19 protein-coding genes and 2 tRNA genes are annotated in these 24,639 nt (G+C 49.4%); 2 read left to right on the top strand and 19 right to left on the bottom strand.

The genetic code is table 11. From position 1 onward, the window contains the following. The first annotated feature begins 298 nt into the window (after window positions 1-298). Entirely contained in the window at window positions 299-1,066 is a 768-nt protein-coding gene (locus AC27N8_RS18310; protein ID WP_487068829.1) for a hypothetical protein, read from the top strand. A gap of 131 nt (window positions 1,067-1,197) precedes the next feature. Here the strand turns inward: AC27N8_RS18310 and AC27N8_RS18315 are convergent, their stop codons facing one another. The 3 genes from AC27N8_RS18315 to AC27N8_RS18325 are packed head-to-tail and all read right to left on the bottom strand — an operon-like array spanning window position 1,198 to window position 3,019. After that, complete coding sequence (locus AC27N8_RS18315; RefSeq protein ID WP_487068830.1) at window positions 1,198-1,734, bottom strand: hypothetical protein; 537 nt, start codon at window positions 1,732-1,734, stop codon at window positions 1,198-1,200. Next, window positions 1,712-2,020, bottom strand: coding sequence for a hypothetical protein (locus tag AC27N8_RS18320; RefSeq protein ID WP_487068831.1), 309 nt, complete (start codon window positions 2,018-2,020; stop codon window positions 1,712-1,714). The genes AC27N8_RS18315 and AC27N8_RS18320 overlap by 23 nt, the downstream gene beginning before the upstream one ends. A 6-nt stretch (window positions 2,021-2,026) precedes the next feature. Continuing rightward, complete coding sequence (locus AC27N8_RS18325; protein ID WP_487068832.1) at window positions 2,027-3,019, bottom strand: hypothetical protein; 993 nt, start codon at window positions 3,017-3,019, stop codon at window positions 2,027-2,029. A gap of 151 nt (window positions 3,020-3,170) precedes the next feature. Here AC27N8_RS18325 and AC27N8_RS18330 point away from each other — a divergent pair, with 151 nt between their 5' ends. Then, window positions 3,171-5,762, top strand: coding sequence for a tetratricopeptide repeat protein (locus AC27N8_RS18330; protein ID WP_487068833.1), 2,592 nt, complete (start codon window positions 3,171-3,173; stop codon window positions 5,760-5,762). A gap of 58 nt (window positions 5,763-5,820) precedes the next feature. On the opposite strand, the gene AC27N8_RS18335 is transcribed toward AC27N8_RS18330, so the two are convergent. The 16 genes from AC27N8_RS18335 to AC27N8_RS18410 all read right to left on the bottom strand — a co-directional run bounded on the left by AC27N8_RS18335 (window position 5,821) and on the right by AC27N8_RS18410 (window position 24,555). After that, window positions 5,821-6,012 (bottom strand): hypothetical protein, encoded by a 192-nt coding sequence (locus AC27N8_RS18335; protein ID WP_487068834.1) that lies wholly within the window; start codon window positions 6,010-6,012, stop codon window positions 5,821-5,823. 869 nt (window positions 6,013-6,881) lie between these two features. Further along, the gene (locus AC27N8_RS18340) at window positions 6,882-9,443 is read right to left on the bottom strand and encodes a tetratricopeptide repeat protein (protein ID WP_487068835.1); all 2,562 of its coding nucleotides are present in this window, start codon (window positions 9,441-9,443) and stop codon (window positions 6,882-6,884) included. 409 nt (window positions 9,444-9,852) lie between these two features. Further along, entirely contained in the window at window positions 9,853-11,019 is a 1,167-nt protein-coding gene (locus AC27N8_RS18345; protein WP_487068836.1) for a sensor histidine kinase, read from the bottom strand. Between the two features lie 187 nt (window positions 11,020-11,206). After that, window positions 11,207-11,281 (bottom strand) — tRNA-Trp (locus AC27N8_RS18350). A 23-nt stretch (window positions 11,282-11,304) separates the two neighbouring features. Continuing rightward, window positions 11,305-11,394 (bottom strand) — tRNA-Ser (locus tag AC27N8_RS18355). A gap of 172 nt (window positions 11,395-11,566) precedes the next feature. Continuing rightward, window positions 11,567-12,925 (bottom strand): ABC transporter substrate-binding protein, encoded by a 1,359-nt coding sequence (locus tag AC27N8_RS18360; protein ID WP_487068837.1) that lies wholly within the window; start codon window positions 12,923-12,925, stop codon window positions 11,567-11,569. Between the two features lie 41 nt (window positions 12,926-12,966). Next, complete coding sequence (locus AC27N8_RS18365) at window positions 12,967-13,878, bottom strand: carbohydrate ABC transporter permease (RefSeq protein WP_487068838.1); 912 nt, start codon at window positions 13,876-13,878, stop codon at window positions 12,967-12,969. Window positions 13,879-14,044: 166 nt separating this feature from the next. Continuing rightward, the gene (locus AC27N8_RS18370; protein WP_487068839.1) at window positions 14,045-14,950 is read right to left on the bottom strand and encodes a carbohydrate ABC transporter permease; all 906 of its coding nucleotides are present in this window, start codon (window positions 14,948-14,950) and stop codon (window positions 14,045-14,047) included. A gap of 298 nt (window positions 14,951-15,248) precedes the next feature. Next, window positions 15,249-16,775: an o-succinylbenzoate--CoA ligase gene (locus AC27N8_RS18375; protein ID WP_487068840.1), complete on the bottom strand. Its 1,527-nt coding sequence runs from the start codon at window positions 16,773-16,775 to the stop codon at window positions 15,249-15,251. An 18-nt stretch (window positions 16,776-16,793) separates the two neighbouring features. Beyond that, window positions 16,794-17,630, bottom strand: coding sequence for a hypothetical protein (locus tag AC27N8_RS18380; protein WP_487068841.1), 837 nt, complete (start codon window positions 17,628-17,630; stop codon window positions 16,794-16,796). A gap of 334 nt (window positions 17,631-17,964) precedes the next feature. Further along, the gene (menC, locus tag AC27N8_RS18385; protein ID WP_487068842.1) at window positions 17,965-19,083 is read right to left on the bottom strand and encodes an o-succinylbenzoate synthase; all 1,119 of its coding nucleotides are present in this window, start codon (window positions 19,081-19,083) and stop codon (window positions 17,965-17,967) included. 68 nt (window positions 19,084-19,151) lie between these two features. Continuing rightward, window positions 19,152-19,274, bottom strand: coding sequence for a hypothetical protein (locus tag AC27N8_RS18390; protein ID WP_487068843.1), 123 nt, complete (start codon window positions 19,272-19,274; stop codon window positions 19,152-19,154). A 143-nt stretch (window positions 19,275-19,417) separates the two neighbouring features. Further along, on the bottom strand, window positions 19,418-20,236 hold the full coding sequence (gene menB / locus AC27N8_RS18395; RefSeq protein WP_487068844.1) for a 1,4-dihydroxy-2-naphthoyl-CoA synthase: 819 nt from the start codon (window positions 20,234-20,236) through the stop codon (window positions 19,418-19,420). Window positions 20,237-20,341: 105 nt separating this feature from the next. After that, on the bottom strand, window positions 20,342-21,217 hold the full coding sequence (menH, locus tag AC27N8_RS18400; protein ID WP_487068845.1) for a 2-succinyl-6-hydroxy-2,4-cyclohexadiene-1-carboxylate synthase: 876 nt from the start codon (window positions 21,215-21,217) through the stop codon (window positions 20,342-20,344). Between the two features lie 2 nt (window positions 21,218-21,219). Next, window positions 21,220-23,070 (bottom strand): 2-succinyl-5-enolpyruvyl-6-hydroxy-3-cyclohexene-1-carboxylic-acid synthase, encoded by a 1,851-nt coding sequence (gene menD, locus AC27N8_RS18405; RefSeq protein WP_487068846.1) that lies wholly within the window; start codon window positions 23,068-23,070, stop codon window positions 21,220-21,222. 6 nt (window positions 23,071-23,076) lie between these two features. Continuing rightward, window positions 23,077-24,555: an isochorismate synthase gene (locus tag AC27N8_RS18410; RefSeq protein ID WP_487068847.1), complete on the bottom strand. Its 1,479-nt coding sequence runs from the start codon at window positions 24,553-24,555 to the stop codon at window positions 23,077-23,079. Window positions 24,556-24,639 lie beyond the last annotated feature (84 nt).

Genomic DNA, 24,639 nt, shown 5'->3' on the forward strand with positions numbered 1-24,639 from the left:
TTTCACCGATATATCTTTCTGTATCAATTTATTTCTTGCCGCATCAAATAGATGTAATCCAAGCATTTAGCAAGGCATACAACCTAATCATTAACACTAGTACTTGATTGAATTATGTCACTTCTGAGGCTTATTTATGATATAATATGGATGAGAATTTATCGTACTTACATAGGTCGGTTATTTCTCCTATCTGTTTTGATTGACCGATTTCAAGCCTGCATGCAGCATATATGCATCAATTGTCGTTTTCAAGGAAGATATGCGACAGTGCAGTTTTTGGTTATGAGGGGTTGAGGTGTATAGCATAGATATAGATCTGCCCGCGCTCTTGCAGGTACTACAAAAATCCCGTCATGATGGACGCATTCGTGCTCAAATTCCCTATGGCTTTGCGGGTCTCTCCGGTGGATACACCTTTATCGATATGGCCCACGGTCGAGCCGCTGCTTGCTATCTTGTCAACACACAAAAACAGATCATACTCTCAGGCTCTGAAGCGATGGATGTTGTCTCAAGCATGGGTACCTTACACTGGATTGTGGGACAAGATCAGCAGCAACAGACGAACATGAGTTTGCCATCCATACGTCCACAGCAGACATCAGGTCCACTGTACACCAATACTAACACCAATCTACCATCCATCCAATCATATTCACCAAACACGCAACAGACCAATCCCCGTATTTCAGCCATCCAATCGTATTCGCCAAACACCCGGCGTACGAATCCTCAGCTACCAGCCGTCCGACCATACACAACAAGTATGCAAAACACCAATCCTCACCTGCCAACCATCCGGCCAGCGACGCAGAACAATACAGCGGGGCCTCGCCACTATGTCTTCTCCAACTTCGTGGCTGAGCGGCTGATATATATTGATTCTGGTCTATTGGGAGGTTTGAATCGCCGCCTGCGCAGGGTACTTGTCCTGGTTGATGGTCAGCGCTCGGTCAGCAAGATCGCCGCCGTGCTCCATCCTAACGAGGATGGACAACAAGATGTCTTCAGCTGCCTGCAACAACTCGCCAAGATGAAACTCATCTCCATCCGCGAATACTAACATCCGCCCAGATGAAAAGCGAGAGATACAAAAAAGAACGGAGCCAGGCTATCGCATCAATAGTCTGACCCCGTTCCACAACCAGAAAGCACAGGGGAGGACATGGAGAGAGTATGTATGTTAGGCTAAAGCTACCGTCGTCCTGCAACCTTTCGCGCATCGTCGTAGGCATCTTCTTCCTCTGGATCGCCGGAGATCAGGAGTATATATCCGGTAGAGAGAATTGATGAGATGTCGACGTTGAAGGTACGCATTTTGAGCCGCGTGCGTGATAGAGCGCAGCGTACTGGACGCATCTCTTGATCCCAGCAGCCCGCAGCCATGGCCTCATCAAGATGGTCACGTGCGCTGGCGATGCTCTCTTCGCTGGCTTTGCCGCCACCATAAAAACTGGCATACAGCACTTCATAAGGACAATAATAAGGAAACAGTTCTAAAAGTGGCATTAAGACACTTAGTTCAGTATTTGTAAACTGTTCCTGCTTCAACAGACGTGGCATACCGACCTCGTCACAGCTGAGATACGAGAGTGTCCCGAAGGCTGTGTTCAAGACCAGAGTATGACGCGCTGGTAGCGAGTCCTGAAGTGAGAAATGCAATATTTTAGTCGGTTGCTGGCTTATCTGTTCTGCTGGTGCTTTGGGCTTACGCAGGTAGACTTTCTGCATGGTGATACTCCTTCATAGTAGGCTCTTCTGGGCCTACCAATCTCAACCGCATCGCCACTGTTCCGCGTACACCAGCCGTGGCCGCCTCTCGGCTATCGGAGCGATATCTCTGCGCTCTTGTGACTGTGGATACTTCAGGGCTGCCAGTTCTGTGTGGCGCTTCGCTAGATGTATCCGGTTCAGTTGAGACGCTAGAGACCGCAGCCGTGACAACAAAGCGCACAGCGATGATTAACCGGGTCTTCTTAGGACGATTTAGATGAATACGTTGTATGTAGCTTGCCATAGATCTCTACTCTATCCCCCAGAACATGCTATTTATCAATGAAACCGGTGCCTGTGTACTGTGCGTACGCAACATCTCGAGTAGATAGCTAAAACCAACTCCTCCGACAACACACACGACGACGAGTATGATCAGAAAGAGTAAGAGTTTATCCTGTCTCACCTGCTCGACCATGGTCAGCAATGGAGACGGCCTGGATACTCCCCGAAAAGTTGGCACTCCTTCAGCGACTGGCACTAGTTTATCCAGTGTTTCTTGCTCTGCTAAAGAGAACTCTAAATTGGTAGAAAATGGAGCATCATATTTTTCAATCAGAGCCAAAGAGGTCCGCCTGTCAAGGGCACGGAGCCCATCGCCAGACACTCGCTGCAAAGATGTTTCATTTAACGGTTCAGTGACCCGATAAAAAGAGATATCCAGCGCAGCCTGTGGTCGCTCGAAAACGGCGGTGGAGGTTTTCCCCATTGGCTCTAATTGTTGCATGACTCCGGAAGTTGTGCGTAAGCTGTCAACAGCCATACCAGTTAAATCGGAGCGATACGTTTCCCCCGGCGTATTCTCCCTGGTATAGCGATAGGTATCCCATGAACCAGCAACGCTGCCCACGGGTGACTGCTCTCTTGGCATCCATGCATCGGACCTCGTCTGCCATCCAGACTGCATAGCATACAGTGGCTGGAATTCCCCCGGCTGAGCAAGCGCCTTCTGACAGGTCTCTATTGTCGAATAGACCGTAAAACCATGTCGGCGTGCCCATAAACGAAGCCGCTCATTCCCTTCAATGACCAGAATTAACTGGGCATTCTGTGAGGCAGTTACCTGTTGCAACTCACGCAAGTCTCCCGGACGCCGAAAAACGGCATCTGGTGGCAACACAATGATTAGCGGCTGCTGATCGTACTGACCAACATTATAGAAAAGCCAGTCCAAAACAATTGAACGCTCATCGGTTGCTTCCACTTCAAGGGTGAAGATATCATTTAGATCCTGGTGTTTCATATGCCGTCCGTACCATTGCTCGCATTTTCTCACTACAAACTTTATCTGTGCTAATTATGCGGCAAAATGAGGTATACTTTTAATGACAGATTTATCATTCACATTTATCATATTTATCATTTTCTATAAAACAAGGAAGAATGGTGAAAGAATGCCTACCTCTGAGACGCCTCCTCAAGCGAGGGTACGCTTAACAGAATCGCGTGTCAGCTATAATCTTTCACAGCAAGAGCTCGCCGACAAGATAGGGACAACGTACGTTAATGTCAGCCGTTGGGAACGCGGCATCACACGACCGAATCCGTATTTCCGGCGCAAGCTGTGCAGCTTTTATCAAAAGTCAGAGGAAGAGCTCGATCTGGCGGTGGTAAAATCCGCACGCAGCGGGACTGGAGGAAAAGCCTCAGCTGCCCCAGCTGCCCCCATTGTCAGCCAGATCATCGTCCCCCAGACAATTTATGATCCGGCCATCCCGCTTCAGCCCGCCAAGCCTCTTGTCGGACGCGAACAAGATCTGGCACGCATCAAAGAACAACTGCGTGTGAATAGCAGTAGTTCTCTGACAGCCCTTAATGGCCTGCCTGGAGTCGGCAAGACCGCGCTCTCGGTCGCCATCGCGCATGACGAAGAGATACGCAGCTACTTTAAGGATGGCGTGCTCTGGGCCAGCGTAGGGCCTCAACCGAACATACCAGGCGTCTTCAGTCGCTGGGGTAATCTATTGGGGATCTCCTTCACGCAAATGACGAACCTGGGCAGTAACGAAGCCAAGGCCAAAGCCATCCGCAACGCCATTGGTGGTCGAACGATGTTGATCATTATCGATGACGCCTGGAAACTTGAAGAGGCGCTGGCCTTCCGTGTCGGAGGAGCCAACTGTGCTCATATTGTCACCACACGCTTCCCTTTAATCGCCTCACACATGGCACTAGGAAACGCCGTCCTGATCAGAGAACTGGACGAAAAAGATAGTATTAATCTTTTGAACCAGCTCGCCCCACAGGTCATCTATCGCGAGCAACAGAAAGTCCACGACCTCGTCAAGGCCGTCGGAGGGCTCCCACTGGCCCTGACATTGATGGGTAATTATCTACGCAAGCAAGCCTATAATGGGCCTGCCAGACGCATCTCAACCGCGCTGGAACGCCTCAGCAAGGTAGAAGGCAGATTAAAACTTAAAGAGCCACATATTCCGGCCGAGAGCCATCCCAGTATCCCGATCGAGCAATCGCTCTCGATCCAATCGATCATCGCCGTCACCGACCAGCAACTTGATAAAGAGACCCAGAACGCTCTTTATGCACTCTCGGTCTTTCCGCCCAAACCCAATACATTCTCGGAAGAGGCAGCCATCGCCGTCGCCTCCTGCGCATATGATCAACTGGATGCCCTCTCCGACTCCGGATTGCTGGAAAATAATGGCGAGCGCTATCAACTACATCAAGTCATATCCGACTACGCCCTCTTGCAGATCGAAGAAGACAAGCTCGACGAAGCTCAGGGGCGCCTGATTACTTACTTTACACACTATGTACAAGAGCACAAAAAAGATTATGAGCAGCTAGAAATTGAAAATGACACTATCATAGCCGCATTAGAAAGTGCCGAGTCCCAGGAGAAACTCGAGAAGTTCGTTCAAATAGCCTGTGGCTTCGCCCCCTTCCTGATCTTGCGCGGCTTTTATCAACAAGCCTCTCAACACCTGGAGAAAGCCCACGAGGTTGCACTACAACTACACGATAATTATGGTGTAACGGGAACACTTTTGTATCTGGGACAAATCAGTCAGAAACAGGGAAATTTTGCTCAAGCAGAAAAATGTTTCCAAGTAGGTCTCCATATAGCTCGCGTAGATAGAGAAAGCGAACGAATCTGTGAATTTCTAACGGGATTAGGATCAATAAAGTGGAGAATGGGAGAAACGGAGCAAGCGCAACAATATTTACAAGAAGGACTTAATCTCGCACGATATACAAAAGATAATCAGCAAATTGTTGGTTTGCTAAGAATTTTAGGCTCAGTCGTTGGTAGCAAAGGAGATGCATCTCAAGCAACTACTTATTTTCAAGAGGCGTTAAAGCTTGCTCAAGAGCTAGGAGATCGAGAACAAATATGTGTTCTACTAAGCAATCTTGGAAAAGCAGCCAATGAAATGGGAAATCCCATCCAATCAGAACAATATTATAAACAAGGATTGGAACTTGCACGACAAATTGGAGATCGTGAACAAACATGTGTTCTGCTTATTAATCTTGGAGATCTAATAGGCGAATTGGGAGATTATAAACAAGCCGCACAGTATTTTCAAGAAGGACTAATACTTGCTCGTCAAATCAATCACAGAGAATGGATTAGTGCACTGCTCATCAACCTTGGCTCAGCAATAGTCAAAGAGAAAAAATATCAAGAAGCTGAAGGATATTTTCAAGAAGGGCTCACTATAGCTAAACAAATTGGAATACCTCGTATTATTGCAATCTGCTTATATGAATACGGAAATTTGTATCTAGACTGTGATCAAATTGATCAAGCACAAAGAATTTTTAATGAAATGTTGCAAATCATTCTTCCAGAACATCAAGATCTCTCGGCTCTAGCCAATTATAGTATGGCACGTATCGCTGCTCATCAAGGTAACATAACTCAAGCAAAAACATTGGGAGCAGAAAGTGTAAAGAATTTAGAAAACATACAGCATATTAAAGCTGGAGAAGCCAAAGAGTGGTTATCTACTCTAAAATGATTGCGAAGATCCAAATGCTTAATTAATCTAAGCATTTGGATCTTCGCAAATTGCAATCTTAGTTGTAATATGACCAATTGGGCTTTATTGTAGAGGTTGGAGTTGGAACACTGGTAGATGTTGCTGTAGGAGTAGTTGTTTTAGTAGTTCCAGCAGCATGGCTAAATATTGCCGGGCCAAGAATCAAAACAGTTGTCATAATTAAGAGAACCACAACAGGTAAAATCCAGCGAATATACTGTTTACGCATGATGTTTCCTTTCCTGTGGCCTGAGATCGCAGAGCCGCTTCCAACGGTCGCTCTTACCGTCTTGCCTGCACCTCTAGACCGATAATACATGTACACAATTTCATCGTTTTTGCCATCGGTGGTGGTTTATGACAACTGCTCCAACCTCTAAAAGTCGTGCTCTTCCACAGGCTGGGTCATTATCAGCAGACCGGATGGCCGGATGATCACATCCCTGATCATGGTGAGTTGTTTACCTTGTCTTTTCCGGTAGAAGACATTTACCTAATTCCATTTAAAGGGAACGCACACGTCGTATACATGTCTTATACCGACTATCAACATCACTAGGGTCTAAGGTATAAGATTTTTTTCAGATCATCATTATTGTCATCAACAAGTACTAAAAAAGTACTAGACCAAAATATAAAGTTGACGATATTCGCATTAGCGCCCATCTAGAGCGCGTTTACAGGATTTTCAAACCACAAATCTGGATACAAAAGCGTCAATAAATTAATACATATGGATGTTAAGATTGTATAAAGATTATTTCGTGGAATAAATTCTCAGAGGTTCTGTCAGAAGAGAGGCGTAAAATTGAAGATACAAACGCGTCTTTTTGCGTAGCAAATTTTGAATGGGGCAGCCTGACAAGCACTTTTAGCTAAACACAATGCTTCATTAAGGTTGCCCTGGTCCTTATGTTTCTTGATCAAGCCTAATAAAATACCCTGGTCTTTATACTGGCAACAAATAGTCCTTTTTGGTTAAATCACCATAACTGTCATTAAAATCAAACTACTAGATAGTAGTAAACTAACTTGTTTATAATACAAATCGCACTTAGTTATCTCCTTAAGAATTACGTATGTTCGGCCAAAAGGTACTTATAAGTTGAGGGTTTCTAACCAGTTTTTTATTTCCTGAGAATGAACATAACCTACGTCCCCAAGAATTTGCAAACTAGATTCTCCAAGGGTGCGACCCAGTTCAGGATTACCTCGCAGCACAGCCACACGCGCCAACCCATAACGTGCAATAGCATACCAAGCTCGCTCATCACCAGGAATAATATTCAGCATTTCCTGGAAACTCTTTTCAGCTGCATCTACCTGATCGCGTATAAGACAAAAGTTCCCATATTCGTTCAGTGTATTACACATAATTTCGGGTCTCCCAATCTGTCGTGCCAGAAGTAGACTTTCGTTTAACAAACTTTCAGCTTCACGATAATTTCCTTGGTGCCACAAACACGATCCAAGGTCACTTAAAAGAGCACTTATCCATTCACGATGCCCTATCTGCCGTGCAACATCTAACCCATCACGGAAAAATACCTCTGCGCCCGAGTAATCTGATTGATACCTTTTCACATTGCCCAGGTTCAGTAAGAGAACACACATCTGCTCACGATGTCTGATCTGACGAGCAAGGATTAAACCCTCCTGAAAACATGCCTCAGCGTTTTCCTGCTGCCCTTGCAATGATAAAACTACGCCTAGATTTCCCACTAGTAAACACATACTCTCACGATCATCAGTTAATCTTGCAAGCTCCAAACCCTTCTGAAAGGACTCTACAGCACGCATAGAATCCCCTTGACCACTAAAAACAGCTCCCAAATTTTTCAAAATCATGTAAATACGTTCGTTGTGTCCTATCTTGCGAGCCAATACTAACCCCTCTTGTAGATATGCTTCGGCTTGCACATATATGCTCCGTCTCCAGAAGATAGATCCAAGATCGGTAAGCAAGTCACAGATATGCTCATCATCGCCCAATGCACGAGCGAGATTCAGTCCTTCCTGAAAGTAAATTTCGGCTTGATCAAAGTTCCCCTGCTTCTGTGCAACCTCTCCCAGATAGCGCATGATGCCGCTGGCGAGTGCGCCTTTGTCGTTCGTAGCGTTGGCAATCTCGTAGGCTCGCTGGAGATGCTGTTCAGCGAGAGCATAAAAGCCTCTCAGAATGAGATAAGGGGCAAATGTACAGACTCCCTGGATCAATTCCGCCTGTCCCTGCAATTCGTAGGATAAGTTGAGGGCCGCAAGGATGCAGTTCGTTTCGATCTCCAGCAACTCATAGGCCTTTTTGTGGGTTTCAAGATAGTCCAGTACGTAACTGATCAGTCTCTTGCTTGCCTGGATACGTTCCTGCTCACCTTGATGCATGTGTGCATAATCAGCGATCACCTGATGGAGCATGTAGCGATTAGTGCTACTGCATTCGAGCAAGCCGCTATCCGAGAGCAGATCAAGATCGTCGGTGGTACACGCGGCGACGGCCAGAGCGATCTCTTCGGAGAAGCTGTTAGGCTTGGCCGGCAAAATTGATAATGCGTATAAGACGGCACGTGTCTGTGGACTTAAAAATTGATCGGTGACGGCGATGACAGATTGCAATGAGAGGGGCGTTCCGTGGCTCAGGTTGGGATGACTATCTGGTGCTAAATCGGAGGCACTCAAGCGCAAGCGCACTTCGACATCCTCAAGCCGTTGCAGAAGCGCATTAATACGTCGAGACTTCCCACTATAGTCATGTGTCCGCAGATAGTTACCCATCAATAATAGTGCCAGAGGCAATCCGCCAGCCGCTCGGACTAGATCTAGCCCTTTTTGCGACTCGGTAATTATCGATTGTGACGTCAGACTTTGTAACAATGTTAGACTTTCATCATCATCCAGCTCTCGCAGAGGTATCACACCGTCCACGCTCAAATGCGAGGCAATGGCGGGAAAACGTGTCGTCATCAGATGCTGGCAATGAGTGCCTCCTATGCGGCAAGCCAGAGCATCTTCAACGCTCCAGACGTCATCGATCACTATAAGAAATCTTCGCCCACCTATCGCGGTGCGTAGCGCCTGACACCATGGTTCAATCCCGGTCAGAGTCTTCGTTTCTGCTGCCGTGAGACCAAGCAGTGCTCCCCAGCGACTCAATAACCCGAGCAGATTTGGCTGCGGACCAAGTCCCGCCCATAGAATGCCATCGACAAAATGCTCCCGGACGTCTGTGTTGTGCGCCAGTTCTGTCACCAGAGCAGTCTTGCCAACTCCAGGCAGACCATGGATGACGATGATCGAGGATTGAGCACCATCCTCTAGCCGCTCCTTCAATTGAGACAACGTCTTTGCGCGTCCCACCAGTCCGCTTGCGGAGCTCAATGGGATCGCTGGGTCGTAGAGGCTACGAGAGACGCTATCATCGATTACCTCATCGCGATCCAGCCGATTACTCTCTGTCAGCGCAGTAAAACCTAATTCTTCAGAAGGTATCTGAAAGAAGGCGCTCAACTTCTCGAGCAAGTTGAGCGATGGCAAAGCTTCTCCGCGCTCCCAACGACCAATTGTGTAGAAGCTAATTCCAATCTGCTCCGCCAGCTGCTGGCGCGAGACTTTACGGCTGATACGCAACGATCTTAATCGATCATTGGGTAAGACGTTTTCCATGTAGGCCACTCCTGAAAAACGAAATTCCTGATACACATTTAGCACAATCAAAAAACATCTAACACGGCTAATTTTTGCCACATCACTCAATTATAATGGATGAAGATCCGATTTTTGGTCTCTGTCGTCCTCAATAATGGATATCTCTGGCAATTCTCATAAATCCATAGAAATTCATAGCCGTTGCAGAGGTTGAAACATGGAGGGAAGCGATCGCATCACAGAGAAATGCGAGCTCGCATGATGTGACTACTGAGGATTGGCTATCACACACGGCGACTTTGCTCACAAGGATAGTCGGAGCAAGGATTGCAAAAGAGAGATTATATCTTGAAATTGACCTGTCCTGGCAAGGTGTCAGGTCACACTTATTGTATATGGACCAGGTACTACAGCAACGACAGAAGAGTTATGCACTGATAGCAGAGACGCTAGGCAGAGTGAAACAAAAACAACTCCCTTCTCCCTGACGTCCTGAACTTTCCACCCAGATCCTGCCTCCCATCGCCTCGACAAGTTGCTTACTGATATACAGTCCAAGCCCGCTCCCCGGTGTGGACATAGCCAGATCCCTTTTCAAACGTACAAAAGGTGAAAAAAGATTCCCTATCTCCTCCTGAGGAATGCCTGGTCCACTATCCCGGACCCGAATACACCACCACAACACATCTTTTGCAAGCTTCGATCTCTCTTCAATGGGATTGGCGCTCAGATGAATGATCGGATGTGGGGCACAGTAGATGCAGATGTTCAAAAAGATATTCCAGAGAATCTGTTTCAAGAAAAGCTGATCTGCCCAGACCATCACCTGTGCCGAACTATCGAGGCAGAGCTGACTCTGATACGAGATACGAGGATCTCCATGCTCAAACAAGTCCTCCGCAATTTGCACCAGAGACGAAGCCTGCGGCTCCGGCGAGGGAAATGAGTGACCACTTATGGTCGCTTCAAGCACTTGAGAAACGAGATGCATGAGATCTTCACAACCTTCCATCGCCTGCTCCAGGCACATTTTTTGGAAAGATGCAAAATCCTCCTGCTCATTATTCTGATTATTGGTAAGAATTTGTAAGCTGCCATAGATCACAGTGAGCGGACTACGCAATTCATGATGAATATGATTCAAAAAAGTTTCCTTCTGCTGGAACAGCTCTTTCTGTTGCTGAAAAGCCTGAGCCATCTGCTGTTCAGCTACCTGCTCCTTTCGACGTGTCATTTCTACCAGATCCACCGTTGAGCGCAAATAGGCGATAACCAGGCCAATAACGATTAAACTGATTACGCCGCTCACTGCAAACAGCATCGATGGAATGGACCAGAAAGGTATCTGTAGAAGGAACTTGTTCGCAGCTTTAATAGAGACAAGGGTTATCAGTATGCACAGCAACATTCCGCGATAATGAAACCACCAGGCAGCCAATACGACAGGAATCACGATAATACCAGCAATATGAGTTGAAGGATAAATGAGAATATACACTATCTGACATACAAAAAATGCTATTGCAATAATAGTGAGGCGAAGATAATTCGGAAAGCTCAACAGCAAAGAGGGAAGTCTAAGCAAACCACGCATCGCATCACATCCTTTCTTTCAAATATGCTATAATACCGTTTCTATCATAAACACTATCGCAACAAAATGCTATTAAGAATGTATAAAACTAGCCCGAATAACTTATAGCAGCCAGGAAGACATGATTGGGAGAAGTATCAGCATACAAAAAAGCCTCTGAAGATGATTTATTCTTCAGAGGCTTGAGTGGCAGGCGAGACAGGACTTGAACCTGCAACAACACGTTTTGGAGACGTGGACTCTACCATTGAGCTACTCGCCTAAGTGTATCAATTGTTTGCTGACTGGCGGAGAGGGAGAGATTCGAACTCTCGGAAGGGTTACCCCTTCAGCGGTTTAGCAAACCGCCGCACTAGGCCACTATGCGACCTCTCCAAAAGTGCGTGTAAGACAGCTCGAATACCGATTGAGAGAATTTATCATAAATCACTAGCTCTCAAAAGGCGTACCGCCGTGTTACAAGTAGTAGATTACCATACCGCAACTGTCCTGTCAACACTTTTTCTCTACAATCGGAAGAACATTCTCAACCTCTGAAGAGCCTTTTTCAACGAGGCGTAGCAGGGCAATACTGCTGCATAAGTGGCTGCACGCGTCCCTGAGCGTCTTCAAGAGCCTGTTGCGGAGTCTTATCGCCCAGTAGTACCTCTTCCTGAGCGGTCATCATCGTATCCCAGAGCTGTGCACCGATCGGCAAGGGCACGCGACTCCGTGCATTCAGCATGATATGCTGAAAGAGCGTCGGTTGGTTAGCGAAGAGTTGCTTGTCATGATAGAGCGACGTCCAGGTAGGTAGATCACCGCTGTCCTGAACAAAGATACGCTGACCTTCTTCACCTGTCATAAAACGCATAAAGCGGTAGCCAGGACCAGCGTTTGGCGCGCCAGTGGGCATGACAAGCGCAAAGCCTCCGGCCCAGGTAGTGGATTGATCTCCTTTCCGGACAACAGGTAGATATGTGACACCGTAGTTCAACTTTGGAGCGTACAAGCGAATACCATTGGTACTCCAATTGCCATCGATTGACAGGCCCAGATGACCGGTTAAGAAAGGTGCCTGCCCCGGCGGGGCGTTCGGAGGCTGATAGGTTGCCAGGAACGTATCAACTTTGGCATAATTCAGTTCTTTTGCCCAGCGAGCATAATCCCGATAGGTTTGCATGATTGCAGGCTCGGTCAGAGTAAGCTGGCAGGTATGTGGATTAAAGTATTGAGCTCCCATATTCAGTGACCAGGTAGCAAATTGTCCCTGACCGGCCCATGGAATAAAACCCATCTGCGTGTAGTTGCCGCGTGTATCGAACTTATTGATCCGCTGAGCCAGAGCGATCAGAGCATCTATCGTGATCGGCCCGTGAGCAGGATTCAATAGATCGGGATCAATTCCCGCTTGCCGCAAAAGATCTTTGTTATAGTACAGAACACGAGCATCGGTCTCGATCGGAAGCCCATAAGGGCTCCCTTGATAGCTAACCTCATTCCAGGCAAACGGGAGATAGCTCTGCGCCAGATTTTTCTCTCTGGCAACATAGGGAGCAAGATTAGTCAGCAGGCCAATAGAAGCTTGCTGGTCAACGGTAAAGCGATCCAGCAGGTAGACATCGGGAGGCGCACTACTACGTACAGAGGTAATCAAGGCAGTCGCATCGCCAGTTGAGGAGGCGGGCATCCCAACCATGCGCACATGCAAGCCGGGATTTTCTTGCTCAAAGACTCTGATAATCTTCCGTTGAATGCCCATCATGACAGGATCAGTCATCGTCGTCCAGTAGAGCACTTCATGGGCATCGCGCACGCCTGTCAAAGAGCAGGAGGAAAAGAGCATCAGCATTAGCAGACAGAGAGACAACGATCTCGCTCCAATACGGACAAGATACAACTGGCCTTTACACATATCGATACGCATATAGACTCCTCTCGGCAGATCACGCTCTTGCATGTCCGCTGCTACTGCTTCTTGATGCCTACTGATGCAATGCCTTCGATAAAGAAGCGCTGACACAAAAAGAAGAGGACGATGATGGGCAGGATCACCATAATCGAGGCCGCCATTAAGAGATTAAATTGCACATCATGAGTTGAGCGAAAGACCTGTAGACCGATCGACAACGTGTGGAGAGTATCATCTTGGAGATAAATCAATGGTCCCATAAAGTCATTCCAGGCCCCGATCCCCGACAGAATCGCCACCACAGCCAGAGCGGGTCTCGCCATCGGCATCACCACTTGCCAGAGAATACGCCATTCGCTTGCACCATCGATGCGAGCTGCATCAAGCAATTCTCTGGGCAACTGGAGCAGAAACTGCCGCAACAAAAAGATATAAAAGGCACTCCCCAGAAAGGCTGGAACCACAAGCGGCAACAGAGTATTAATCCAATGCAGCCAGGCGAATAGATCAAACAGCGGGATAATCGCAATTGGGAAAGGTATGAAGATGGTGATCAAGACCAGATAGAAGACCAGATCGCGCCCCGGCCATTCGATACAGGAGAAACCATACGCGACAATCAGATTAGAACACACCGCTCCGATGACCGCCAGCGTGGTGTAGATAACCGTATTCAGAAAGTAGTGCAAAAAAGGGATCGTCGTCAGAGCCGTGGCAAAGTTACCCCATTCCCAACTGCCAGGCAGTAGCGTCGGAGGGACCATCGCCAGTTCGGGGTTCGATTTCAGTGCCGTATTGAGCATCCAATAAAAGGGGACAAGGTACAGCAAGGAGATACTTATCAAAAAGATACGCACACCAATATGCTTACGCGTCTGCTTGAATGCCATCGCAGTGCGCTGTCGTTGCACCGATGGATGCTCATCAGGCTCAACAAGTGTCTCTGGCCTATTAATTGTCTTCATCATCCAACCTCCATACCATCCATATCGGCCCACAACGTCTATTTGTACTGCGCCATACACGACAGAGAAGTTGTACTCCCATAAGTATCCAGCGCTCTCTCGTCACCGACGCTCTGATCGTACGCAACGGTACGAATACGCTTGCGGCGACAGATAAGTTACCCGGAAGCTAGGCAGCATCATAGGTAACGAAGCGCTGACTCACCAGATAGAGCACAAGCGCCAGCATCAAACCAAAGAGGAACAGCATCACAGCCAGAGCACAAGCATAACCGAGTTGAGCATAGCTAAAAGCATTCCTGTACAGGTAGTACATATAAAAGAGCGTGCCATTAGCCGGACCGCCACTTGTCATGATGTACGCTTGCTGGAAAACTTGTAAGCCACCACTCACCCCGGTGACCAGATTAAAGAGAATTGTTGGAGAAAGTAGAGGAAGTGTGATCCGCACGAAGCAGACCAGGCGACCGGCACCATCAATATGGGCCGCTTCATACAACGTCCTGGAGATACCATTGAGGCCCGCCAGAAAGATTAGAGCAGCATTACCTGCTCCCAACTGAGCCATCGCCACAATCACCAGCTTGGCACTGGTGGGATCACCCAGATAGTTCGTCGCTGGCACCCCAAAGAGCCCCAGGAAACCATTGACCAGCCCGTATTGAGGATTGACCAGCACAATAAAAATGAATGACAAAGCAAAGATCGGAATAATCGAGGGCAGGTATAGCGCAGTTCGATAGATGGCGACTTCTTTAACCGAGCGTTTCATCGCCAGAGCCAGAATGATCGCGATCAACATCCCCAGGGGAACTGCCAGCACGGTATAAAACAACGTATTCTGGATTGCCACGCCGACCAGAGGATCATTGAGCATGCGGTGATAATTCTGAGTCCCCAACCAGACAGGTGCGTGTAAACCTGTGTAGCGTGAAAAGCTGATCACAAACGAATAGACTGTCGGATAAAGTACAAAAACAAGAAACCCTAGCATCCAGGGACCAATGAACAGCAGCCCGATACGCAGATGAGCACGATCCCGTTTACTCAACGCAGACCTTTTGCTAGCAATCAAGCGCGGCCTCCTCACATGACATCCGGTAGAATTCGTCAGAGGATCACACAACAATTTATCCTGTACAACCAGTATACTCAGCCACCAAAGAGCCTTGAGATATGATCCACCTCTCAGGATTGCTTGATCCAGTCGACACCACATTCATGATTTTTACATTTCAATATTTCAGCACATATTGAAATAATAAGCAAAAAAGACTCCCTGTCAAGGGAGCATCTATATCAGAATGCACTTCCGGATGGAGCGTTTCTATGACCAGCGTCGAGCGAAGCAAGGAACTCTGTCTATACGCTTCTCAGGGCAAAAGTTTGTTCAGATCACGACGGAGGAGCTTGCCCGCTGAGTTTCGAGGCAACTGATCGACGAGATAGACAATGCGAGGCAATTTATAGCGAGCGAGACGTGAGGAGACATATTCCAGAATCGCATCTGAAGAAAGCTCACTACCAGCGAGGAGATGCACGAACGCCACCGGAACCTGCCCCCACACGGGATCAGACTGACCGCAGACGCCCGCCTCTTCAATCTCTGGATGAGCAAGCAGGGCAGCTTCTATCTCGGCTGGATAGACATTCTCGCCGCCTGAAACGATCAGATCACTACGCCGATCGAGCACATAAAGATAGCCTTCGGCATCCAGGTAACCAAGGTCGCCAGTAGACAGCCATCCATCATGGATCGTAGTAGCGGTTGCATCAGGTCGATGATCATAGCCAGAGGTAATACTTGGACCCTTCAGACAGATGACGCCAGCCTGAAGTGGTTGAGCGATTGAATCCTCATCGACCATCACACGCAATTGTACAGGCAATAGTGGGCGTCCAGCCGAGCCAAGCTTACGCAACGCGTCCGCCGGAGAGAGCGTCACCGCTTGCGAACACGACTCAGTCAAGCCATAGGTCTGGACCACAGGAATGCCACGTCGAGCGCAATCCTCCAGGAGTGGCTGAGGAGCCGGACCACCTCCCAGCAGGACACAGCGCAAGGCTGCAGGATAAGATCCCGCTTCCTCCTCAGCATCAAGAGTGGCAAGCATACGTTGTAGCATCACAGCCACGACCGAAATAATCGTCACACGCTGCTCTCTAATCGCCTGATTGATCACGGCGGCGTCAAATTTCTCGTAAAGAGCTATCCGAATACCATAAATCACATTCTTGATCAGGATCGAGAGTCCGCCTATATGAAAGAGCGGCATACACAGCAGCCAGCAATCGTCCGGCCGATGGCCCAGATTCAGCGCAGAGCCAATCGCATTCCACCACTGCATTCCATACGTCACTAGCACGCCCTTGGGAGTGCCGGTAGTTCCTGATGTGTACATAATCGCCTGAAGAGCCGTCAGATCGATCTCATCGCGTAACAGAGCCATTAGTGCTGGAACTATCCCGGGCAACAAGACACTCTGTGTGGCATGATCAAAAGTCACAAGCGTGGAAGCAATCCCGGCTAGCGACGAGACAAGTTCCTGAGCGCGGACAGCATACTGCTGATCGTGGACAAGAAGCTCTGCACCAACGTCATCGAGCAACCAGACATGCTCACTCAAGGTTAAGCGCACATTCAGAGGTACCAGGATCGCTCCCAGACGCATCAACGCGTGAACACAGGTCACAAACGGCAAGCCCGTACCAGCCAGGACAGCTACACGACTTCCCTCCTGCACGCCTAAAGCCGCTAATTGCTGCGCCAACTGTGTCGACTGTTGATACAGATCAGCAAACGTCCAGGTTAGATCAGGAGTGCTGATCGCGCTCTGCTGTGGAGTGTTTTCAGCACAGCGTTTCAACCAATTCGGAAGAGTTGTCTCTGCTACATTCATAATTCACCTCAAAACTATCTAGCAGGCGAAACGATCCACCAGGGAAAGAGCACTCAATGGAACCCCATGAGGAGCATGTTCGTATGATTCACAGACCACACTATGTCGGTGGGCATATCCCCCATCAGGATGTATATCTCCAATGCCACATGGGCACGATGACCTTTGGCAGTATAGTAACGACGTCGGTGGGCTCAGACCATTGGGATACACATCTCCAATGTTACATCTGTACGATGACCTCTGACAGAGTAGCAGCGTCGCACACTCGCGTCGAGGGTTTTTTAGGATGCCCGCAACTTGCTGTATGCTATCCTTCTCCGTAATCTTTTGTTGTGAAACAACTGAGACGCCGTCGATGGCGGAGAGAAACGTTATTCCGGCAGGAATAATGTTTTCCTCTTCACCTTCGTCTTCTTCTTCTATTTCTATTTCTTCTTCTTCTTCTAGAATCGTTTCCCGAACTTCCCCCAAATTCCCCAAAAATCCCCCAGATTCCCCAGGATTTTCTGGGGGGTTTTCTAGCAATGATTTCTGAGGAGGAATCGGATACTTTGAGTGAGTGGGTTTGCTCAATGTCTCCCACTCCAACCAGCGCGTTAACGCATAATACCGTTGCCGTTCATCACGATAGCATTGAAGGAGCGTACACTGTTGTAGGAGCGTCAAGCACGCTTCTATCAGATCGACCGGCTTATTGAGCTTGCGGGACAGTAAGCCAGCATGAGCTAAACCACGTCCATGATCATCTGCATTGAGCACCAATCCAAGCAGGACAACCTGAGCATCACTACTGAGATCAAAAAAATCAGGATCATCAAAAAGATTTGTGGGTAAACTACGACTTCGTGCCATCGGATATCGACCTCCATCTCATCATGACTAAAAATGCGTGGGCACTTTTCTGGTTGAGGGAAAACATGAGAAGTAACTGAACTTGCCGCGATTCTGTGGAGTCTCCAGTGGTTGGAGCTAAGGAGAACGTACTGCGGTTTCAACAAAACATAATTACGTTTCTATTCTATCTCATAACGTTTATTACGTCAAATATTTTATAACGCGCACTTCTCTCCTCGCTTTTCGTATTAAAGTGGAATCACGTATCCTGGTGTAGAATGATGACCTTTGAGTGATTACTATACAGGAACCGTTCTTAATGAAAGTCCTACACTGAAAATTGTCCACTCATTTAGACATTCAGATGCCGATAACGTTGCCAGGCCACGCGGTCTGGAAACACACCCAGACCGTTGCCTGTCGGGACGGCCATATAACCTCGTATGACAGGAATATCATCGACAATCAGATCATCAGCCAGCATCGGCAAAGTAGCCAGACCGCATTCCAGACTGATCTCAGCCGAAGCGGCGGCCAATTGTAACGCAGCACAGACACCGATGCCAGCTTCAATCGTACTCGTCACCACACACCTCACGCACCGTGCGGTAGCCTCCTGGATCATCAGACGCCCCTGGCGTAAGCCACCTGCCAACTGAGGCTTAATAATCAAGACATCAGCCGCTTGAGCATCCAGCACTTGTTGAGCGCTTGCCAGATCGGACAGCATCTCATCGGCGGCCAACGGGATAGAGGTCAGGCGGCGCAACTCTGACATTCCACTCAAATCATGCCTGGACAATGGTTGCTCAACATACTGGATATCGAAACGCTCGCAAGCCTGCAAGATCGAGCGAGCCTGAGCGAAATCCCAGGACTCATTCGCATCCAGTCGCAGATGGACAGCCGTCCCAAGCGCTGTACGCACAGCCTCGACCAGCTCAATCGACGCAACAACCTCAGCCACAAGCTTTAACTTGACACACGCAAAGCCTGCCTCTACAGCCTCCACAGCTTGAGCCACGGCCAGTTCCAGAGATCGAGTACCAATTACCGCATTCACCGCCACAGATTCCCGTATAGAAGTCTCAGGAGCCAGCAGCGTAGCAATAGAGCAACCATTCACTTGCCCTAAAGCATCAAGCAGAGCCGTCTCCAGTCCGCAGGCCACCACGGTTGGGAGAGAGCCACGGGACGGATGAAGCATTTCCAGAGCAGCCAGCAGAGTCTCACCATGTACAAGACGCGCTACAGCCGGCAAAGCGATCAAAGCATCCTCGAGCGTGCCTCCACCAAACTCTGGCAACGGAGCGCACTCACCAACACCAACTATCCCGGCAGAGGTTTCAAGCTCAATCATAATCCCTTCACGCGTAGCCAACACCTCGTGAGCGCTCGTAAAGCGGCCTGGCAACGGCACACGATACGCATGCCATCGCACATCACTTATCCCCAAATCAGCCATCGCCATTAACCTATCTCATATATTCCTCCCCAACGAAGGGACCAGGAGATCCAAACATAGTACACCGTCAAAGGTCATCGCACCAAAGTAGCATTAGACACATGCATCCCAATGGGTTGAAAGGCCAGCAGACGTAGCGGCGCGGCTCCGCCGTGCTGTCTGTGACTCGCACGAATACGCTCCTCGTAGGGTTCCATTGAGACATCTTCCCCTGTGGATCATCTCGTTTGCGTTGCTTCCAGATGCACGAGAAACGTTTTCGTGCGTCCAGTCACAGCACGGCGGAGCCGCGCCGCTACGTCTGCTGGCCTGGATGCCTGGTACCAGGGATAGAAGTCAATTATGGCAAGCGGGGGAATTTCGAAAAATCCGGTTTACGCTTCTCAAGGAAAGCATTCTTTCCTTCTTTACCTTCATCGGTCATATAATAAAGCATGGTGGCGTTGCCTGCCAATTCCTGGATACCAGCGAGTCCATCGGTATCAGCATTGAAAGCCGATTTCAGGAAGCGAAGCGCGATAGGACTCTTTTCCAGAATCTCCTTACACCATTGGATGGTCTCTTCTTCCAATCGAGCCAGAGGAACGACCGTATTGACCAGCCCCATATCGAGAGCCTCCTGAGCGTCATATTGGCGGCAGAGATACCAGATCTCACGGGCTTTCTTGTGGCCAACGATACGAGCCATATATGTGGCTCCCCAACCGGCATCAAAGCTGCCGACGCGTGGGCCTGTCTGCCCAAAACGAGCGTTATCGGCAGCGATCGTGAGATCGCAAAGCATATGCAGCACGTGTCCGCCGCCGATAGCGTAACCAGCGACCATCGCAATCACGGGCTTGGGCAGATATTTGATCACCTTTTGCAGCTCAAGCGCGTTCAGACGAGGAACTCCGTCCTCACCAACGTAGCCGCCCTCGCCACGAACGCGCTGGTCACCACCGGAACAAAAGGCCAACTCGCCCTTTCCAGTAAAGATAACCACACCTATCTCTGCATCTTCGCGACAGATATTAAAGGCATCGATCAGTTCTGCCAATGTTTGTGGACGGAAAGCGTTACGGACCTCTGGGCGATTGATCGTGATCTTGCCCATGCCATCAGCCTTCTCAAAAATGATATCGTGATACTCACGTACAGTTTGCCATTCAACCGACATAATATATCTCCTCTTCTCAATTAAGTATAATTGTTGCGCATTTTTTACGCGCATGCCTATACTTCGCTCTCGGTAGCGACAGCGATAGACATCGGTACATCATTATTATTGCACAGAGTCACAGAACTTCCGAACCACGGCATCAAATGCAGCCGGCTGCTCCAGATGAGCTGTATGACCTGCCCCTGCGATAATCTCATGCCGTGCTGCTGGCATCTTCTTTACCATCTCGCGAGCGATATCGCAAAATTTCTTGTCGTCGGCACCAGTGATCAGGAGTGTCGGAAGTGTGATTTCTCCCAAACGATCATACAGGGAGGGCTGGACTCCGGTACCGACGCCCCGCAAGCTGTTCGCAAGGCCAGTGGCATTGTTCTGTAAACGTTGAGCGTGTAAAGCTGCTCTTGTGCCAGGTGGAAGGTCAGTATGGCTGGCAAAAATCGGTAAGCGTTCCCAGTAATCCACGAACGCCTGCATACCATATTGCTCGATACAGGTAGCAATCGCCTCATCGCTGCGCCGACGCTGCTCGCGCTCGTCAGCAGAGGCCAGCCCAGGAGATCCACTCTCCAGCACCAGAGCACGGAAATAGGCAGTCAAGGCACAATAGAGAGCAATCCGAGCCCCCATCGAATAGCCAACCAGGATAGCTCTCCCTGGCTCAATGTGGAGCTGCTGGAGTACTGCAATTACATCCTGCTGACAATGCTCCATCGCATAGCGCAGTGGATCTTCTGGAGCATCCGATAAACCATGTCCCAACATATCTAGAGCGATCACATGTGAGCCACGTTCAGAAAAAGCATCCAGCGACGCCTCCCAACTGCGACAGGCTCCTGTAAAGCCATGGATAAACACGATGACTGGTTGTTCGGGGGATGTATCAAGCGCATTGCCACGCTCAAGCACACCCATAGAGATACCATTGACTTCAATACGTCTGCCTGTATCATGAGATTGCTCAACCGCTTGCAACTCCATTATTATTTCTCCTCAGCCGCGCCGAGAGCATCCTCTACCACCCGCCAGAGTTGACGATGCATAGAGACATTGCTTGAGCGCTCGGTACGTAGCTCAATCACATGCAGCCCTCCATCCTGGACACTCTGTCGGAACGCCTGTCGAAAAGCTGACCAATCAGCTACCAGAGAGTATATTCCACCATACATCTGCACCACCGGACGGAAATCAAGGCCGGTGGGAGTACCAAAGAGTTGCTCGAAATGTTCGTGATAGGCTGCCTGCGATAAAAATGAAAAAATGCCACCACCATCATTATTAATCAGGATAATCGTCAGATCTAATTGATGGAGGCGAGCAGCTAATAAACCATTGAGATCGTGAAAGAAAGACAAATCCCCTATCACCAGGACAGTCGGAGCTTTTTCATCCTGACACACCCGCGAACCGGCACTCACACCCAGCGCGCTTGAAACAACGCCATCAATCCCATTGGCTCCTCGATTGCCCACAATGCGGATCGAGCGCGGATTATATCCAAAGAAAGTATCCAGATCGCGCACAGGCATGCTATTGCCCGTAAACAGGGTCGCCCCCTCCGGCAACAACTCTGCCAACTCGGTAAAGACACGTCCCTCAAACAGCACGGAGAAATCCTCGATTGCCGCCGTCAGAGCCTGACGTGTACTCTGCTCTGTCTTCAGCCACGCTCGCAGCCAGAACTCATCATGAGCAAACTCCCGTCCCTGGAGGAGCGCCTCGTCCAGATCCTGACAAAAAACGGACGGAGAGGCATGTACCATCTGTGTCGCCAGTTGAGTCGGCTCATTCCAGCCGCCATCGGCATCCACAACAATTTGAGGGCAATCCGCAAAACGATTGAGATATAACAATAACGGTTTTGCCGTAGGCATCGCCCCAAAGCGCAGCACCAGATCAGGAGTATACCTTGCGCTAAAAGCATCCAGGCGCAAGAAGGCATCATAGCTGGTCACAACAGAGCCCTGATCATGAAGGCCACTACGCAGCTGTGAGAGCGGATCAGCCAGAATTGGATATTTTAGTGTCTGTGCTAAGTGCAGCAATGAAGCGGTCAGGGCAGGATCACTCATAGGACCAGCGATAATCAGTCCATGCCGCGCCTGCCTGAGTTGATCTGCGATGCGCTCAACGGCAGCAGTCGATAGACGTCCTAATGGAGCATCAGCAACATCGACATAGGGAACATTGTGTGGACGCCCTTCCCAGGCGATCGGATCACGCTGCGCAAGCGGCAGGAGTTCTTGATCGGGCAGCGGTCCAGGTGTCAGAGGCTCACGAAAGGGGAAATTGATATGGACAGGTCCAGCAGGGACCGCACAGGCCAGAGCGGCCACACGATCAGCCAGCGTGCGGATGTAGCGTAGCGACGCGTTAGAAGCTTCTGGCAGAGCAGTCTCGACAAACCATTTCACATGTGTCCCATAGAGGCGATTCTGATCAATGGCCTGCGGAGCACCATTCTCATGCAGTTCATGCGGACGATCGGCAGTCAGCACGAGGAGAGGTACATGAGTAAGCTTTGCTTCTGCTATCGCGGGAAAGAAATTCGCCGCCGCCGTCCCCGATGTACAGACGAGGGCAACTGGACGCTCCAGGCGCTTGGCCATCCCCAGAGCAAAAAAGGCGGCAGATCGTTCATCCACATGCATCCAGGCCTTGAGTGCGGGATGCTCTGCGATAGCCAGCGCGAGCGGCGTCGAGCGCGAACCCGGGCAGATCACAATATTATGGACATCCGACCGTTGCAGTTCGTCAATAAAGGCGTTTACGTATGCATACGTCGGATTCTGAGCTTGTAGCGTATAAGTACCATCAATTGCTTGTGACATCATAACTTCTCACTTCTCACCACCCAGACCACGTAACATCACCTGGAGCTTCAAACAGGACTCCTGATATTCGCTTTCGGGATCTGAATCGGCCACAATACCGCAACCCGCGAAGAGAGTGGCCTGATTACCCTCGACCAATCCTGAACGCAGAGCCACAGCGAACTCACCATTGCCGCCAGTGCCGATCCAACCAATCGGGCCAGCATACCATCCGCGATCCAATTGTTCATCTTCGCGCAGAGCCGCCAGGGCCGGAATGCGCGGATAGCCTCCAACCGCCGGCGTAGGATGTAAATCCTCGATCGTTTCCAGGATACTGTGTCCGGGCAAGAGGTTGCCCATAATCGGAGTCTCCAGATGCTGGATGTTTTTTAGTTTGAGCAGTCGTGGAGCATCCGCCACCCAGACACGCGAGCACAATGAGGAGAGCGCATCCCGGATCGTTGTGACAACAAAATTATGTTCTCCCTGGTTCTTGGGACTATTCAGCAACTCGGCGCCAAAACGTTGATCCTCTTCTTCAGTTGCTCCACGAGGAGCCGAGCCGGCCAGAGCCATCGTCTGAATCTGCCCATCCTCGCTACAGACCAGGCGTTCAGGAGTGGCCCCGACAAAGTAGCGCTCACTCCGCTGGATAGCAAAGACATAGGCGCTCGGATACGCCTGACACAGACGTTGCAACGTCGCATCGATATCAAAAGAGTCTACTTGCTTCACGCGCACACTACGTGCCAGCACCACTTTCTCGAACGCCCCTGCACGAATACGCCCTACCGAGCGCTCCACCTGATGTTTCCACTGCTCAACGGGCAACAGATCATGCACTGACAACTCATCGCCAGCAGGCGTTGCCACCTGAGTACGTAGTGCCACCTCATTCAAAGCATCCCAGACACGGCCCAGATCAGCAATGAGAGCATCAGCACGTTGCTCGCAAGCATCGGAAGCATCAATCATTGCATTAATCGTCAGAGCGGCCCGATCCTCGTCAGAATGAAAAAGCAGATAGGGTAAAATCAACAGGCCATCAGGAAAGCCATCCCACAAGGCCGTACGAGGTGTCAGCGTATCGAAGGTAAAGCCCCCCAGCAATACTGGTCCCGATGTATAAAGAGGGAGGTTATCTCCAGCTTTCTCAATGATGGCATCTTGTCGCAACGCTCGCCAGGCCGTCGCTGCGATTGCGACACGTCCAGGGCCAGCCGTCTCAATCGTCGTAGCATGACCAACACCGACCAGAGCACGAGCATCCACATCACGCGTCCAAAAGAAGCGCTCGCCTAGATGGAGATGATGAAATGCAGTAAACACAAGCAGTGGGTCACATGACGTCATGGGAAACGTCATACTAACAAGGATTGAGTGTCCCAATTGGGCGGAGCGTCGGGCGGCCTGTTGGAAAGTCGTCAAGAAGTGTTCGCGATCGCAGAGTGAGGACCACAATTTAGCTGTATCATACACAGTATCAATAAAAGCAATATCCATTTACATCTCACCCAAATTATGACTTGATCATTAAAACCGACAGGCGACTATAATGGGCTATACTCAACAATGAGCCAGATGTGT

The organism is Dictyobacter sp. Z7_2 (assembly GCF_057551105.1).